This is a genomic window from Massilia aquatica (genome assembly GCF_011682045.1).
In the GTDB taxonomy this organism is placed as follows: Bacteria; Pseudomonadota; Gammaproteobacteria; order Burkholderiales; family Burkholderiaceae_D; genus Telluria_A; species Telluria_A aquatica.
Genome location: NZ_VVIW01000012.1, coordinates 147563 through 162326 on the forward strand (window position 1 = coordinate 147563; position 14764 = coordinate 162326).

The window sequence follows — 14764 nt, forward strand, 5'->3', positions numbered from 1 at the left end:
TCCGGCTTGCATGCATTGTTCAACTGGGTCTGTCCCTGGTATCCCAACGCATTGCAAGCCGAAGATCTGAACGGTACGCCGGCCACGCCGGCAGTGCAAGCCGGCACAACGCCGCGCGCGCGAAGCGCAGCGGCCTGCCCGCTTTTATTCGTACGAGAAGATCGAGCCCAGCTTGTCCATCCGCTCGAGCGCCATGCCGGAACCGCGCACCACGCAGGTGAGCGGATCTTCGGCGACCAGCACCGGCAGGCCGGTTTCTTCCATCAGCAGGCGATCGAGGTCGCGCAGCAGCGCGCCGCCGCCGGTGAGCATCATGCCTTTTTCGGCGATGTCGGCACCGAGTTCCGGCGGGGTCTGCTCGAGCGCGTTCTTGACGGCCGAGACGATGTTATTGAGCGGGTCGGTCAGCGCTTCGAGGATCTCGTTGGACGAAATGGTAAACGAACGCGGGATGCCTTCGGACAGGTTGCGGCCCTTGACTTCCATTTCCTTTACTTCCGAACCGGGGAAGGCCGAACCGATGGCCTTCTTGATCGCTTCGGCGGTCTGCTCGCCGATCAGCATGCCGTAGTTGCGGCGGATGTAGTTGACGATGGCTTCGTCGAACTTGTCGCCGCCGACCCGCACCGAGCCCTTGTAGACCATGCCGCCGAGCGAGATGATGCCCACTTCGGTGGTGCCGCCGCCGATGTCGACCACCATCGAGCCGGTCGCTTCCGACACCGGCAGGCCGGCGCCGATGGCCGCTGCCATCGGTTCTTCGATCAGGTAGACCTGGGAAGCGCCGGCGCCGAGGGCCGACTCGCGGATCGCGCGGCGCTCGACCTGGGTCGAACCGCAGGGAACGCAGATGATGATGCGCGGGGAAGGACGGAACACCTTGGAGTCGTGCACCATGCGGATGAACTGCTTGAGCATCTGTTCGGTGACGGTGAAGTCGGCGATCACGCCGTCTTTCATCGGGCGGATCGCCTCGATATTGCCCGGCACTTTGCCGAGCATCTGTTTTGCCTGTTTGCCGACTGCCTGGATCGTCTTTTTGCCGTTCGGGCCGCCTTCCTGGCGGATCGCAACGACGGAAGGTTCATCCAGGACGATGCCTTGTCCACGTACATAAATCAGGGTGTTCGCCGTACCGAGGTCAATGGCCAGATCGCTGGAAAAGTAGCTGCGTAAAAAACCAAACATGAGTGTCCTGATGCGCAACCGGCTGCGCGTAAGCATTAAAATGAGTAGAGAAACGCTACGAAATAGACAGCCGCCGCGCGCTGACTTCCCGCACCGGCACGGCTGTTTGCATGCTGCGGCCACTCCTATTCGGCGCCGACAACGCATTAGCCCGCCATTCTACCTTATAATTTGCGCGTTAATCGCTGAAAAACCGGTGTTTTGCGCGCGTATTCCCCCTGTGAGATCAGGGCCTTTAGGAAGCTTTTATCGGCTTTAGCGCTCTGTTATCGAAACTTCACTATTCGTCCGCACTTTATTCGTCCACACTTTTTGAACGCGGCCCGCGCCGCGCACATTCCATGTCCCTGACACTATCAGATGTAAATCGCATTGCCTATCTGTCCAAGCTCGAGATGGACGAGGCCCACGCCGAGACCGCCCTGGTGGAATTGAACGGCATTTTCGCCCTGGCCGAGCAGATGAAAGACGTCGACACGACCGGCGTGGAGCCGCTCTCGCACCCGCTGGCGGCGATCCTCGGCAAGCTGCCGCTGCGCCTGCGCGACGATGTCGTTACCGAGGAAAACGCGCGCGAAGCCTACCAGGCGCCGGCGCCGAAGACCCAGGACGGCTTGTACCTGGTGCCGAAAGTGATCGAATAAGGTCGCCCCGCCCTCCTTACGCGCCCCATCGGGCTACCCGAAATTACGTCACGAGCATCCGCCATGCATACTAAAACCATTCAACAGCTGTCCGCGCTCCTGCACGCGAAGCAGATTTCAGCCCTTGAGCTGACCACCCACTTCCTGCAACGCGCCAAAGCGAGCGAGCTGAACGCCTTCCTGCAAGTCGATGAAGCCTTGTCGCTCGAACAAGCCAAGGCCGCCGACCTGCGCCTGGCCTCCGGCAATGCCGGCCCGCTGACCGGCATTCCGATCGCGCACAAGGATATTTTCGTCACCAAGGGCTGGCGTTCGACCGCCGGCTCGAAGATGCTGTCCAATTATGTCAGCCCGTTCGACGCCACCGTGGTCGACAAATTCAAGCGCGCCGGCATGGTCACCCTGGGCAAACTCAATTGCGACGAATTCGCCATGGGTTCGTCCAACGAAAACTCGGCCTTCGGCGCCGTGAAAAATCCTTGGGACACCCTGGCCGTGCCGGGTGGCTCCTCGGGCGGCTCGGCCGCGGCGATCGCTGCGCGCCTGGCGCCGGCCGCCACCGCCACCGACACCGGCGGCTCGATCCGCCAGCCGGCCGCGTTTTGCGGCGTGACCGGCATCAAGCCGACCTATGGCCGCGTGTCGCGCTTCGGCATGATCGCGTTCGCCTCCTCGCTCGACCAGGGCGGCCCGATCGCCCAGACCGCCGAAGACTGCGCGATGCTGCTCAATGAAATGGTCGGTTTCGATCCGCGCGACGCCACCAGCCTGACGGCCGAACAGGGCAATGTGCGCGAAGACTTCACGCGCGACCTGAAGGCGCCGCTCACAGGTTTACGCATCGGCTTGCCAAAAGAATATTTCGGCGAAGGCCTGGCGGCTGACGTGGAGCAAGCCGTGCGCGCCGCGCTCGATGAGTTTGTAAAACTGGGCGCGACCCTGGTTGACATTTCGCTGCCGAAAACGTCGCTCTCGATCCCTGTTTACTACGTCATCGCCCCGGCCGAAGCGTCGTCCAACCTGTCGCGCTTCGACGGCGTGCGCTACGGCCATCGCGCCAGCGAGTACAAGGACCTGGAAGACATGTACCGCAAATCGCGCGCCGAAGGCTTTGGCCCGGAAGTGCAGCGCCGCATCCTGGTCGGCACGTATGTACTGTGCCACGGCTACTACGACGCCTACTACCTGCAAGCCCAGAAGATCCGGCGCCTGATCGCCGACGACTTCCAGGCCGCGCTGGGCAACACCTGCGACGTGATCATGGGACCGGTCGCGCCGAGCGTGGCCTGGGACCTGGGCGACAAGACCAACGATCCGGTGGCCAACTACCTGGCCGACATCTTTACCCTGTCGACCAGCCTGGCCGGTTTGCCGGGCATGTCGGTGCCGTGCGGCTTCGGCCAGGGCGAGAAAAACAGCAAGCGCCCGGTGGGCCTGCAAATCATCGGCAATTACTTTGCCGAAGCCAAGCTGCTCAATATTGCCCACCAGTACCAACTGGCGACCGACTGGCACACCCGCGCGCCGGCCGGCATCTGATTTTCGCCGGGTGCGCACAAGGTGCGCACCGGCAACCTGACAAGAAAAGAGAACACTATGCAATGGGAAGTCGTCATCGGTCTTGAGAACCACGTGCAGCTCACGACCAACTCCAAGATTTTCAGCGGCAGTTCGATCCAGTTCGGCGCCGAGCCGAACACCCAGGCCAGCCCGGTCGACCTGGCGCTGCCGGGCGTATTGCCGGTGATGAACCGCGGTGCGGTGGAACGCGCGATCCGCTTCGGCCTGGCGGTGGACGCCAAGGTCGCGCATGAATCGGTGTTTGCGCGCAAGAACTACTTTTATCCGGACTTGCCGAAGGGTTACCAGATCAGCCAGTTCGCCGATCCGGTCGTTATCGGCGGCAAGATCACCTTCGGCTTCGAAAAAGATGGCCAGTTCCAGACCAAGACCGTCAACCTGACGCGCGCCCACCTGGAAGAAGACGCCGGCAAGTCGCTGCACGAAGACTACGCCGGCATGACCGGCATCGACCTGAACCGCGCCGGTACGCCGCTGCTGGAAATCGTGTCGGAGCCGGAAATGCGCAGCGCGGCCGAAGCGGTGGCCTACGCCAAGGCGCTGCACACCCTGGTCGTGTGGCTGGGTGTGTGTGATGGCAACATGCAGGAAGGCTCGTTCCGCTGCGACGTCAACGTCTCGGTGCGTCCGGCTGGCACGACCGAACTGGGCACCCGCTGCGAGATCAAGAACCTGAACTCCTTCCGGTTCATGGAAGAAGCGATTGCGTACGAAGTGCGGCGCCAGATCGACCTGATCGAAGATGGCGGCAAAGTGCAGCAAGCCACGCGCCTGTGGGATCCTGACAAGAAAGAAACGCGTTTGATGCGCATCAAGGAAGACGCCCAGGATTACCGCTACTTCCCCGACCCGGACTTGCCGCCGCTGCTCATTTCCGACGAGTGGATCGCGCGCGTCAAGGCCGACATGCCGGAACTGCCGGCGGCCATGCGCGCCCGCTTTGCCGGCGACTATGGCCTGCCGGAATACGACAGCCTGTTCCTGACCTCGTCGAAAGCAATGGCGTCGTACTTTGAAGCCGTGGTCGCCAGGACCGGCAAAGAGCAAGCCAAGACCGTAGCCAACTGGCTGATGGGCGACGTGGCGTCGACCCTGAACCGCGAAAACGTCGACATCGCCGATTCGCCGGTGGAAGCGTCGCAACTGGCAGTGATGATCAAGCGCATCGCCGACGGCACGATTTCCAACAAGTCCGCCAAGGAAGTGTTCGCCGGCATGTGGGATGCCAAATCGACCGATGAACACATCGCCGACGTGGTCATCAAGGAAAAAGACCTGGTGACCATCTCCGACAGCGGCGCGCTGGAAAAGATCGTCGACGACGTGCTGGCGGCCAACGCCAAATCGGTCGAGCAATACCGCGCCGGCAAGGAAGCGGCCATCAACGCGCTGATCGGCCAGGCCATGAAGGCGTCCAAAGGCAAGGCCAACCCGGCCGAGCTGACCGAGATGCTCAAGAAGAAACTGGCAGCGTAAGCAGCCTGACGCCATCTCCGCCAGTGCGTGGGGATGGCGTTGTTCCCGCACTCCCCTCCCCGGCCATGACCATCCATCCGTCCATTGCACGCATCCACGCCAAGCTCGAAGCGCTCAGGCTGGCCGACCCGCAGCTGGCCCTGTTTGGCGCCGCCACCCACGAGTACCTGCTGGCCCCGGTCAAGACGCCGGCCGAGGTCAGCGAGTTCGAGCGCCATGCCATATCTGGATGGATAACCATTGCTGCGATGGCGGCATCCATCCGGACACCGCATTCGGGCAAAGCGGACGCATCGCTTTCCTGGCGTGGTATGAATTGTGGCTCGATACATCGCTGCGGCAAACGGGACAAGCAGGGATGACAGACAGATGATCCTTGCCGTGGACGTGCAATATGACGACGACTGTGGCTATGCCGCAGGGTTGCTGTTCGAGCGCTGGGATGACGTGGCGCCGGTGGCGGCGGTCAGCAAAAAGCAGCCGGGCGTCGGTGAATATGTTCCCGGGGAATTCTACAAACGCGAATTGCCATGCATCCTCGCGCTGCTCGATGAACTCGACCAGCTTCCCGAGACCATCGTCATCGACGGCTTCGTGTTTCTCGACGGGCATTCCCAGGCGGGACTGGGCAAGCATCTGTACGATGCGCTGGGCGGCAAGGCCAAGGTCATCGGCGTGGCAAAAACCGCATATGCCGGCATCAAAGACGACTACAAACTGCTGCGCGGCGACAGCATCAAGGCGCTGTTCATCACCTGCATCGGGCTGGAACTGGCCGAGGCCAGGGAACACATCGCCGCCATGCACGGGCCGCACCGCATGCCGGTGCTGCTGAAAACGGTGGACCGCCTCTGCCGCGAGCAGGCACTGGCGGGCGCGGCCGGCATTGCGCAGGATTTACCTCAGAGCTGAACGCGTTTGAGGGCGCGCAAACAAGCGTTTGGTTTTCGCGGTCAGACTGGATGATCGCTATCCTGACAATCGCCCATCATGCTTACCATCGCAGATCTTGAAGATCTCGCCCGCTCTCGTCCGCACGAGGCCACCGCCCTCCTTATCGCACGACAATTCGACAGATCATCCTACCTTAGCGGTTACGCCGTCGAGCTGATCCTGAAAGCACGGATTTGCGTCCATTTGGATTGGAATGGATATCCCGATACGCGCAAGGAGTTCGAGAAATATACGTCACTTCGCACTCACCATCTGGAAACACTGCTCGACTTGACCTGTCTTCAAAGAAAAGTCCGAACTAAATATGATGGCTACTGGTCCAATATTTCTGAGTGGCCGGCAGAGGACCGCTATCGCCCATCAGGTTTTGCCACTGAAAAGATAGCGCGCGCAAAGGTAGCCTCAGCATCGTTCTTGTGAGGAATTTATGAGCGAAAAACTGGACGACTTGCTGGACAAACTAGCCATCATCGAAGGCGAAATATCTGCGGAAAAAGGCAAACTGACTTTTTTTGGGTTGTTTAAACGATCGTCGCCGACTGAATCCTGGATTCTCATCGTGTCGTCAAGTTGGTCAGATGGAGACGGACATCCGGACGCAATCGACTACATCGTCGGCAAATACTATGCGGTGTGCGACGACTCGGAGCGTGTCCTCATCGCCAGGGTAGCAATCGTCGACACGGATGACGACGCGCTGGAGGATCTTCTGGAAGCGTACGACGTCGAACACGGCCGTGTGAAAATAAGAAAAAACGCTATGTCGATGAGGAGTTCGAACGCGGCTATATTTTTACCTGCAAACGGTGGGAAGTGGCAACGTCGCCGAACTCATGCCGGGATACTGCCAATCAACCTGGTTAAAGACTTTCGCCGCACGTAGCATGCAGTACATCCCGGCAAATCCCTCACCGCCCACACGGAGCACGACATGCTTTCTGTAACCGAGCTCCACGAACTGTCGGTAACGCGTCTGCGCGAGGCAACAGCACTTTTCATTGCCAAGGAATATTCCGGCTCCGTTTATCTCAGCGGCTACGCGGTAGAGCTGACGTTCAAAAGAAAAATTTGCGTGGTACTCAACTGGGAGGGATTTCCGGAAACACGGTCAGAATTCAATGGACTCCACTCCTTCAAGATTCATGACCTGAAACTACTCGCGTTTCTGGCAGGTTTAACCGAAGTCTTGGGAACCAAATACGTCCACGCGTGGTCAGACGTAATGACATGGTCGCCGGACGACCGCTATCGCCGTCCCGCCACCCTCAACGCGGATCATGCCAGAAAAATGCTGGCGGCCGCATCGCACTTGGTGAGCAACCTATGAACACGTTCACAGACAAACTACTGACTCTGGAAGAAAGCATTGCGCGGCAAAAAGGCCCATTCATCCTGTTCGCGGTATTGAAAGAGTACCGTATGGTGGACTCCTGGGATCTGGTCGTCTCTGCGGAATGGATCGAATACGACATTGCAGGCGCCATCGAATTCATCGCAAAACAGCTCTACAAAACCTTTCCCATTGCCGAGCGCAAGATCATGCGTATTGCGACCGTCGCGCCGGACAATCCCGATCTTCTCGACCTGCTCGATCAATACGAAGCCGACCATGAAGTCAAGCGTATGCGCCGCGGTACCTATTTTCAGCACACCATCGATCAAGGATACCTGTTCACGGCGCGCCGGCGCACAACCGAGCCGGGCTGACCCGCTACCCGGACCCGCCGCGCAGCGCCCGCCGCCTTACACCCCGTAGCGCGTCCGGTACGCCGCCACCGCATCCTTGTACTGCGCCATCTCCGGATCGGCCCCTGCCGCGTTCAGGTAAGTGAACAAATCTTCCAGATTCCCGATCGACACCACCGGAATATTGAACTCCTGGCTGACCTGCTGCACCGCCGAACTCGGCGACAATGCGCCATCCGCGCCCGAGCGCTCCATGCGGTCGAGCGCGATCAGCACGGCGCACGGCTCGGCGCCGGCGGCGCGGATCATATCGACCGATTCGCGCACCGAGGTGCCGGCCGAAATCACGTCGTCGATAATCACGACCTTGCCCGCCAGCTTGGCGCCGACGATGGTGCCGCCTTCGCCATGGTCCTTGGCTTCCTTGCGGTTGTAGGCGAATGAAGTGTTGTGCCCCTTGCCCGCCAGCGCCACCGCCGTGGCCGACGCCAGGGTGATGCCCTTGTAGGCCGGTCCGAACAGCATGTCGAACTCGATGCCCGAGTCGATCAGGGTCTGGGCGTAGAACTGGGCCAGCTGGGCCAGGGTGGCGCCGTCATGGAACAGGCCGGCATTGAAGAAATACGGCGACAGGCGGCCAGCCTTGGTGGTGAACTCGCCGAAGCGCAACACGCCCGCCGACACCGAAAACGCGATAAACTGTTGGCGCAAATTATTCACGACGACCTCATTTGTTCATATAGAAAAGTGGCGCTATTTTACGCCACCCTCCTCACCCCCTGGAACCATGCCAAAAATTATTTCCGCGAACCTGAACGGGATCCGCTCCGCCCACAAGAAAGGCTTTTTCAACTGGATGGCGAACCAGACCGCCGATTTCGTCTGCGTCCAGGAGCTCAAGGCGCAGTTGCCCGACATGACCGAGGAATTCCTGATGCCGGGTGGTTATCACGGCCATTTCCATTACGCCGAGAAAAAGGGCTACTCCGGCACCGGCATCTACAGCAAGGTGGCGCCAGATGCCGTGCGCATCGGTTTCGGCAGCCCCGAATTCGATGCCGAAGGCCGCTACGTGCGCGCCGATTTCGGCAACCTGACCATCATTTCGGTCTATTGCCCGTCCGGTTCTTCTTCGCCGGAACGCCAGGAAGCCAAGTTCCGTTTCATGGAACTATTCTTGCCGCACCTGCTGGAATTGCGCGCCGAAGGCCGCGAAGTGGTCATCTGCGGCGACTGGAACATCGCCCACAACGAGATCGACCTGAAGAACTTTAAAGGCAACAAGAAGAATTCGGGCTTCCTGCCGGAAGAACGCGCCTGGCTGACACGGATTTTCGATGAAGTCGGTTTTGTCGACGTGCATCGCGGCATCGACAAGCGTCCCGAGCAATACACCTGGTGGAGCAACCGCGGCCAGGCCTACGCCAAGAATGTCGGCTGGCGTATTGATTATCACGTGGCAACGCCCGGCATCGCGGCGCGGGCCAAGGAAGTGTTCATTTACAAGGATGAGCGCTTTTCGGATCACGCCCCGCTGATCATCGATTACCGCCTCTAAAGGCAAGCTACAGGATGCGCTCGCTCTCGAAGCGGCGCGCCCGGCCCGTCAAGGGATCGTCGAAGCCGATTGCGCGTGCCAGCAGCTTGAGCGGGTTGGCAAAATCGTCGCCCTTGCACGGCAGCGCCTCGGGGTAAAACGCGTCGTTCATGATCGGCGCGCCCAGCGCGGCCATGTGCACCCGCAACTGATGCTTGCGGCCCGTATGCGGCTGCAAGCGGTACAGCATGGCATCACCCCGGGCTCCGATGACATCGACCACGCTCTCCGAATTCGGCTCGCCCTCCACTTCCTGCATGCGGAAGAACGGCTCCCCCTCCACCATGCGGCTGCGGTGCACCAGCGGAAACGTCAACCACGGCAAGGGTGCGGCCAGCGCTTCGTACTCCTTGTGCACGCTGCGCTTCTGGAACAGCGACTGGTAGGCGCCGCGGGTGGCTTCCTGGTGCGAAAAAATCACCACCCCGGCCGTTTCGCGGTCGAGCCGGTGAATCGGGGTGAGCTGGGTCAGCCCCGTTTTGTTTTTCAGGCGCACCAGCAAGGTTTCGTGCAGGAAGCGTCCACCGGGCGTCATCGGCAGGAAATGCGGCTTGTCGACCACCAGCAGATGGTCGTCGCGAAACAGGATCTGTTCCTCGAAAGGAATGGGCGTCTCGGCCTCGAGCTCGCGGTAATACCAGATGCGCATGCCACGCTTGAGCATGCTGTCGGGCCCGAGCACGGCGCCAGCGGCGTCGACCACCTCGCCGCGCACCATACGGTCGCGCCAGACCACCTCGTCCACATCGGCAAAATGGCGCGTCAGGAAGGCCAGCGCGCCATCGGCCGGATTGTGGTCGAGCCACAAATAACTGGGCGCCACGCCATCGCGGATGGGCAGCGGAACGTGCGCGTTGGCGTCGGCCTGGCGTCCCATTTATTGCATTGCGGTGGTGCGGTACGGCGGCAGCTGCGCCACCGGCGTGTTCTGGCTGCGCGCGTACAGCGGCAACAGCACGTTCATGTGCGCCTGCATCTGGCGGATGCGTTCCTTGCCGCCCGGGTGGGTCGAGAGCCAGGCCGGCGGCGCGCCATTGTTTTGCGCCGCCATTTTTTGCCACAGGATAATGCCGGCACGCGGATCGAAACCGGCGCGCGCGGCCAGATCCAGGCCGATCAGGTCGGCCTCGCGTTCATCGTCGCGCGAAAATTTGAGCGAGGCGAACTGCGCGCCATACTGGGCCACGGTGTCGGTCGTGCCCGGGTCGAGCCCGAACACGGAAGCGATGATGGCGCCGCCCAGGCGCGCGCCCACGTTGGTCGCGGTCGACTTGACCGTCTGTCCGCGCCCGTGTTCGCGCAGCGCGTGCGAGATTTCGTGGCCCATGATGGCCGCCACTTCATCGTCGGTCAGGTTCAGCTTGGTGAGGATGCCGCTGAAAAACGCAATCCGCCCGCCCGGCATGCAAAACGCATTGACCTGGTCGGACGAGAGCAGGTTGACCTGCCAGTTCCACCTGGCCGCTTCCGGATTCCAGCGCGTGGCGTAGGGAATGATGCGCTTGGCGATGCCGCGCAGGCGAATCACCTGCGGATGGTCGTCCGGCACCAGCGCGCCCTTCTGCTGGGCCTGGCCCATCAGTTGCGTGTACTGCTGCGCCGCTTCCTCGTTCATGCGCTCGGCCGAGGCCAGCTTGCGGTAGGCCGGCATCTTGCGCACCTGGATGCCATCCTGCACCGACGCCGCGCTCTTGCCCGAGGCCTCGGTTTTGATCGGCGCCGGCAAGGGCTGGGCGCTGGCCACGCCGGATACGCTGGACAGGCTGAGCGCCACGGCCAGCAACATTGGTCTGATCTTTTTCATGTGTCGTTTCTATGCTGTGTATTTGATAACAACATCATCGCAGGAAAGCGGCGAAACGCGCACACGATAAGCGCGCCGCTTTGCTGCGTGATGTCATGCCGCCGGGAGTGCCTGCGCCGGCCGCACCTTCTTGCGCAGCCGGAATACCGCCAGGCTGCCGCGCAGGTTGGGCAGGAACGAAACCGGCTTGCCATCGGCCAGCGCCACCCGCTCCAACACTTCGAGGCCGCATTCTTCCGCCAGTTCCTCGAAATCGTAAATGGTCGCGCAGCGCACGTTGGGCGTGTCGTACCACTGGTACGGCAGCGACTTGGAGACCGGCATGCGGCCGCGAAGCAGCGCCATGCGGTGCGGCCAGTAGGCGAAATTGGGGAACGAGACGATCGCTTCGGCGCCGACCCGCACGATATCGCGCAGCAGCGCTTCGACATGCTGCATCATCTGCAGCGACGACAGGCACAGGACCGTGTCGAAGGAATTATCAGAAAACAGGCCGAGGCCTTTTTCCATGTCCTGCTGGATCACGTTGATGCCGCGCCGCGCGCTGGCCAGCAGCGAATCGTCGGCGATTTCGATGCCATAGCCGGTGCAGCCCTTGCCGCTCTGGAGATAACGCAGCATGGCGCCGTCGCCGCAGCCCACGTCGAGCACGTGCGACTGCTCCGGCACCCAGTGCGCGATGAACGCCAGATCGGGGCGCAGGCTGGAGAGGTCTTCAAAATTCATGCTTGCCCTTTCACCGGCATGGCTTCCCAGATGCGCTGGTAGTAAGCGCGCACCATGTTCATGTACCGCTCGTCCTCGAGCAGGAAGGCGTCGTGGCCGTGGGGGGCGTCGATTTCGGCGTAAGTCACGCGGCGCCGGTTGCATACCAGCGCCTCGACGATCTCGCGCGAGCGCTCGGGCGAAAAGCGCCAGTCGGTAGTGAACGAGGCGACGAAGAAGTCGGCCGTGGTACGGGCCAGCGCGCGCGTGAGCGAACCGCCGAATTCGCGCGCCGGATCAAAATAATCGAGCGCCTTGGTGATCAGGAGGTAGGTATTGGCATCGAAATACTCCGAGAACTTGTCGCCCTGGTAGCGCAGGTAGGATTCGATCTCGAAGTCGATGCCGAAGTCGAATTTGTACGCGTTGGTCTCGGCCGCGTTGCGGAGCTTGCGGCCGAATTTTTCGGCCATGTCGTCGTTCGAGAGGTAGGTGATGTGGCCGACCATGCGCGCCACCCGCAGGCCGTTTTTCGGCACCACGCCGTGCGCGTAGAAGTCGCCGCCACAATAATCCGGGTCCGACAGGATCGCCTGGCGCGCCACGTCGTTGAAGGCGATGTTCTGCGCCGACAGCTTGGGGGTGGAGGCGATGACGACGCAGTGGCGCAGGCGGTCGGGGAACATGATGCTCCACGCGAGCGCCTGCATGCCGCCGAGCGAGCCGCCCATGACGGCGGCGAACTGCGCGATGCCAAGGGCGTCGGCCAGGCGCGCCTGGGCGGCGACCCAGTCTTCCACCGTCACCACCGGGAAGGAGGCGCCGTAGGGTTTATTGGTGGCCGGATTGAGGTGCATCGGACCGGTCGAGCCGAAGCAGGAGCCGAGGTTGTTCACGCCAATGACGAAGAAGCGGTCGGTGTCGAGCGGTTTGCCGGGTCCGACCATGCTGTTCCACCAGCCGGTGCTTTTCGGGTCGCCCTCGTAGGTGCCGGCCACGTGGTGCGAGGCGTTCAGGGCGTGGCAGACCAGCACCGCGTTCGACTTGTCGGCGTTGAGGGTGCCGTAGGTTTCGTACACCAGGGTGTAATCGGCCAGGGCGCCACCGCCCTGCAACCGCAGCGGTTCGGCAAAGCGCATCGCTTGCGGGGAGACTATTCCAATGGATGACATGAGACTTAAAAGAATGATTAAAGCCACTGCCCTGAACGCCGTCTTCCCCGCGAAGGCGGGGATCCATAGCACCTTTGCTCAAAGGTGCCATGGGTTCCCGCCTTCGCGGGAATGACGGTTTTCAGGTTCGAGGTAAAACGGAGAGCTGCATCGCAACGATAGGGACCAAGCTACCAGAAGCCAATTAAATCACCTGTAACTGCTGCACCGCCTCCACAATCGCGTGCGGCTCGGTGGTGCGTAAAATCTTGCGCGTTTGCGGGGTGATCGTACTCAGGTCGCAATTGAGGATCTCCTGCTTGACCGACAGCAGCTGCGCCGGATGCATCGAGAATTCGCGCAATCCCATGCCCAGCAACAGGCGCGTCAACTTCACGTCGCCGGCCATTTCGCCGCACACCGCCACATCGATCCCGGCCTTCTTCCCCGCCGAAATGGTCATCGCGATCAGCTGCAAAATGGCCGGGTGCAGCGGGTCGTACAAGTGCGCCACTTCGTAATCGACGCGGTCGATCGCCAGGGTGTACTGAATCAGGTCGTTGGTCCCGATCGACAGGAAGTTCATGCGCTTGACGAACATCGGCAGCGCCAGCGCGGCCGCCGGAATCTCGATCATGGCGCCGACGTCGATCGCCGCATCGTACTTCTGCCCCGCCTCGCGCAGCTGCGCCTTGGCTTGCTCGACCATCGCCAGGCACTGATCGATCTCGAACACGTGCGACAGCATCGGGATCAGCAAACGCACCTTGCCGAACGCCGACGCGCGCAGGATCGCGCGCAGCTGCGTTAAGAACAGCTGCGGCTCGGCCAGGCAATAGCGGATCGCGCGCAGGCCCAGCGCCGGATTGAGCGCGGTGTGCTCGGTCTGGTCGAGCGGCTTGTCGGCGCCGATGTCGAGCGTGCGAATCGTCACTGGCCGCCCCTTCATCGCCACCACCGCCTTGCGGTACTGCTCGAACTGTTCGTCCTCGCTCGGAATCTTGTGCGCCTGCCCGCTGCGGCCCATGAACAGGAACTCGGAGCGGAACAGGCCCACGCCTTCGGCCCCGCACTCGAGCGCGTGCGGGCAGTCGTCCGGCAGCTCGATATTGGCCAGCAAGGTAATGGTGGTGCCGTCGCGCGTGATGGCCGGGGTTTTCTTGAGCTTCGAGAGCTTCTTGCGCGCCTTGAGCATGGCCGCCTGGCGCGCCCGGTACTGCTCCAGCACCAGCGTGCTCGGATTGCAGATCACCACGCCGGCGTCGCCGTCGATGATCACCCAGTCATCCTGCTCGATCAGTTGCGAGGCCTGCGACATGCCCACCGCCGCCGGAATATCGAGGCTGCGCGCCACGATCGCCGTGTGCGAGTTCTGCCCGCCCACGTCAGTCACGAAACCGATGAACGAGCGGTCGCGAAACTGCAGCATGTCGGCCGGCGAGATGTCGTGCGCGACGACGATCATCTGCGGCTGGAATTCTTCGTCCGTCAAGGGCACCGGCGCCAGTTGGGCGGTGCCCATCAGGACCTTGAGCACGCGCTCGGCCACCTGCTGGATATCGGCCTTGCGCTCGCGCAGGTACGGGTCTTCGATTTCGTCGAACTGCGCCGACAGTTCGTCGATCTGCGTCACCAGCGCCCACTCGGCGTTGTAGTGGCGGGTGCGGATGATGTCGAGCGGCGCTTCCGAAATCATCGGGTCAGACAAGATCAGGGCGTGCACGTCGATGAAGGCGCCCAATTCGGTGGGCGCATCCTTGGGCAGGTCGGTCCACAGCGCCTGCAAGCCGCGATGCACTTCCGCCAGCGCGTCCTGCAGGCGCTTGACCTCCGCTTCGAGGTGTTCTTCGGCCACCAGGTAATGCTTGACGTCGAGCGCGGCGGGCGTGAGCAGGTGCGCGCGGCCGATCGAGATCCCGCGCGAGACGGGAATGCCGTGCAGCGTGAACGATGCCATGGACATGCCGGTGGAGGTGCG

The 14764-nt window shown here is 61.7% G+C and carries 17 protein-coding genes; 10 read left to right on the forward strand and 7 right to left on the reverse strand.

Going from position 1 to position 14764, the window contains the following annotated elements:
- Nucleotides 1–144: 144 nt before the first annotated feature.
- Nucleotides 145–1188, reverse strand: a complete 1044-nt coding sequence (locus tag F1609_RS20170; RefSeq protein ID WP_126077727.1) for a rod shape-determining protein — start codon at nucleotides 1186–1188, stop codon at nucleotides 145–147.
- Between the two features lie 341 nt (nucleotides 1189–1529).
- On the opposite strand from F1609_RS20170, the gene gatC reads away from it, so the two are divergent.
- From gatC to F1609_RS20215, 9 genes are all read left to right on the forward strand, one after another.
- Entirely contained in the window at nucleotides 1530–1832 is a 303-nt protein-coding gene (gatC, locus tag F1609_RS20175; protein ID WP_167078444.1) for an Asp-tRNA(Asn)/Glu-tRNA(Gln) amidotransferase subunit GatC, read from the forward strand.
- A gap of 63 nt (nucleotides 1833–1895) precedes the next feature.
- Nucleotides 1896–3371, forward strand: coding sequence for an Asp-tRNA(Asn)/Glu-tRNA(Gln) amidotransferase subunit GatA (gene gatA / locus F1609_RS20180; protein ID WP_167078446.1), 1476 nt, complete (start codon nucleotides 1896–1898; stop codon nucleotides 3369–3371).
- Between the two features lie 57 nt (nucleotides 3372–3428).
- Entirely contained in the window at nucleotides 3429–4889 is a 1461-nt protein-coding gene (gatB, locus tag F1609_RS20185) for an Asp-tRNA(Asn)/Glu-tRNA(Gln) amidotransferase subunit GatB (RefSeq protein WP_167078448.1), read from the forward strand.
- Nucleotides 4890–4954: 65 nt separating this feature from the next.
- Complete coding sequence (locus F1609_RS20190; protein ID WP_196785464.1) at nucleotides 4955–5251, forward strand: hypothetical protein; 297 nt, start codon at nucleotides 4955–4957, stop codon at nucleotides 5249–5251.
- 7 nt (nucleotides 5252–5258) lie between these two features.
- Nucleotides 5259–5801 carry an endonuclease V gene (locus F1609_RS20195; protein ID WP_167078450.1) on the forward strand — a complete coding sequence of 181 codons (543 nt, stop codon included), beginning with the start codon at nucleotides 5259–5261 and terminating at the stop codon, nucleotides 5799–5801.
- Nucleotides 5802–5879: 78 nt separating this feature from the next.
- On the forward strand, nucleotides 5880–6263 hold the full coding sequence (locus F1609_RS20200; protein ID WP_167078452.1) for a hypothetical protein: 384 nt from the start codon (nucleotides 5880–5882) through the stop codon (nucleotides 6261–6263).
- Between the two features lie 7 nt (nucleotides 6264–6270).
- Nucleotides 6271–6726, forward strand: coding sequence for a hypothetical protein (locus F1609_RS20205; protein ID WP_167078454.1), 456 nt, complete (start codon nucleotides 6271–6273; stop codon nucleotides 6724–6726).
- 48 nt (nucleotides 6727–6774) lie between these two features.
- Nucleotides 6775–7170 (forward strand): hypothetical protein, encoded by a 396-nt coding sequence (locus F1609_RS20210; RefSeq protein ID WP_167078456.1) that lies wholly within the window; start codon nucleotides 6775–6777, stop codon nucleotides 7168–7170.
- Nucleotides 7167–7550, forward strand: a complete 384-nt coding sequence (locus tag F1609_RS20215; protein ID WP_167078457.1) for a hypothetical protein — start codon at nucleotides 7167–7169, stop codon at nucleotides 7548–7550. Before F1609_RS20210 ends, F1609_RS20215 begins: the two co-directional genes overlap by 4 nt.
- A gap of 36 nt (nucleotides 7551–7586) precedes the next feature.
- Here the strand turns inward: F1609_RS20215 and pyrE are convergent, their stop codons facing one another.
- Nucleotides 7587–8249, reverse strand: a complete 663-nt coding sequence (gene pyrE / locus F1609_RS20220; protein WP_167078458.1) for an orotate phosphoribosyltransferase — start codon at nucleotides 8247–8249, stop codon at nucleotides 7587–7589.
- Nucleotides 8250–8316: 67 nt separating this feature from the next.
- On the opposite strand from pyrE, the gene F1609_RS20225 reads away from it, so the two are divergent.
- Complete coding sequence (locus F1609_RS20225) at nucleotides 8317–9087, forward strand: exodeoxyribonuclease III (protein ID WP_167078459.1); 771 nt, start codon at nucleotides 8317–8319, stop codon at nucleotides 9085–9087.
- 7 nt (nucleotides 9088–9094) lie between these two features.
- Here F1609_RS20225 and F1609_RS20230 read toward each other — a convergent pair whose 3' ends face one another.
- The 5 genes from F1609_RS20230 to ptsP form a co-directional block, all read right to left on the reverse strand.
- Nucleotides 9095–10003 (reverse strand): RluA family pseudouridine synthase, encoded by a 909-nt coding sequence (locus F1609_RS20230; RefSeq protein WP_167078460.1) that lies wholly within the window; start codon nucleotides 10001–10003, stop codon nucleotides 9095–9097.
- Nucleotides 10004–10930 carry a M48 family metallopeptidase gene (locus F1609_RS20235; RefSeq protein WP_167078461.1) on the reverse strand — a complete coding sequence of 309 codons (927 nt, stop codon included), beginning with the start codon at nucleotides 10928–10930 and terminating at the stop codon, nucleotides 10004–10006.
- A 93-nt stretch (nucleotides 10931–11023) separates the two neighbouring features.
- Complete coding sequence (gene metW / locus F1609_RS20240) at nucleotides 11024–11656, reverse strand: methionine biosynthesis protein MetW (protein ID WP_167078462.1); 633 nt, start codon at nucleotides 11654–11656, stop codon at nucleotides 11024–11026.
- The gene (metX, locus tag F1609_RS20245; protein WP_229421960.1) at nucleotides 11653–12774 is read right to left on the reverse strand and encodes a homoserine O-succinyltransferase MetX; all 1122 of its coding nucleotides are present in this window, start codon (nucleotides 12772–12774) and stop codon (nucleotides 11653–11655) included. Before metX ends, metW begins: the two co-directional genes overlap by 4 nt.
- 217 nt (nucleotides 12775–12991) lie before the next feature.
- Nucleotides 12992–14743 (reverse strand): phosphoenolpyruvate--protein phosphotransferase, encoded by a 1752-nt coding sequence (gene ptsP, locus F1609_RS20250; RefSeq protein ID WP_167078495.1) that lies wholly within the window; start codon nucleotides 14741–14743, stop codon nucleotides 12992–12994.
- Nucleotides 14744–14764 lie beyond the last annotated feature (21 nt).

Bases quoted from the DNA above. Each gene is read 5' to 3' on its own strand.
- F1609_RS20195 (WP_167078450.1), top strand. From the start codon at position 5,259: ATGATCCTTGCCGTGGACGTGCAATATGACGACGACTGTGGCTATGCC.
- F1609_RS20205 (WP_167078454.1), top strand. From the start codon at position 6,271: ATGAGCGAAAAACTGGACGACTTGCTGGACAAACTAGCCATCATCGAA.
- F1609_RS20190 (WP_196785464.1), top strand. From the start codon at position 4,955: ATGACCATCCATCCGTCCATTGCACGCATCCACGCCAAGCTCGAAGCG.
- metX (WP_229421960.1), bottom strand. From the start codon at position 12,774: ATGCGCTTTGCCGAACCGCTGCGGTTGCAGGGCGGTGGCGCCCTGGCC.
- F1609_RS20230 (WP_167078460.1), bottom strand. From the start codon at position 10,003: ATGGGACGCCAGGCCGACGCCAACGCGCACGTTCCGCTGCCCATCCGC.
- gatA (WP_167078446.1), top strand. From the start codon at position 1,896: ATGCATACTAAAACCATTCAACAGCTGTCCGCGCTCCTGCACGCGAAG.
- F1609_RS20235 (WP_167078461.1), bottom strand. From the start codon at position 10,930: ATGAAAAAGATCAGACCAATGTTGCTGGCCGTGGCGCTCAGCCTGTCC.
- ptsP (WP_167078495.1), bottom strand. From the start codon at position 14,743: ATGGCATCGTTCACGCTGCACGGCATTCCCGTCTCGCGCGGGATCTCG.
- F1609_RS20170 (WP_126077727.1), bottom strand. From the start codon at position 1,188: ATGTTTGGTTTTTTACGCAGCTACTTTTCCAGCGATCTGGCCATTGAC.
- F1609_RS20225 (WP_167078459.1), top strand. From the start codon at position 8,317: ATGCCAAAAATTATTTCCGCGAACCTGAACGGGATCCGCTCCGCCCAC.
- gatB (WP_167078448.1), top strand. From the start codon at position 3,429: ATGCAATGGGAAGTCGTCATCGGTCTTGAGAACCACGTGCAGCTCACG.
- F1609_RS20200 (WP_167078452.1), top strand. From the start codon at position 5,880: ATGCTTACCATCGCAGATCTTGAAGATCTCGCCCGCTCTCGTCCGCAC.
- metW (WP_167078462.1), bottom strand. From the start codon at position 11,656: ATGAATTTTGAAGACCTCTCCAGCCTGCGCCCCGATCTGGCGTTCATC.
- F1609_RS20210 (WP_167078456.1), top strand. From the start codon at position 6,775: ATGCTTTCTGTAACCGAGCTCCACGAACTGTCGGTAACGCGTCTGCGC.
- F1609_RS20215 (WP_167078457.1), top strand. From the start codon at position 7,167: ATGAACACGTTCACAGACAAACTACTGACTCTGGAAGAAAGCATTGCG.
- gatC (WP_167078444.1), top strand. From the start codon at position 1,530: ATGTCCCTGACACTATCAGATGTAAATCGCATTGCCTATCTGTCCAAG.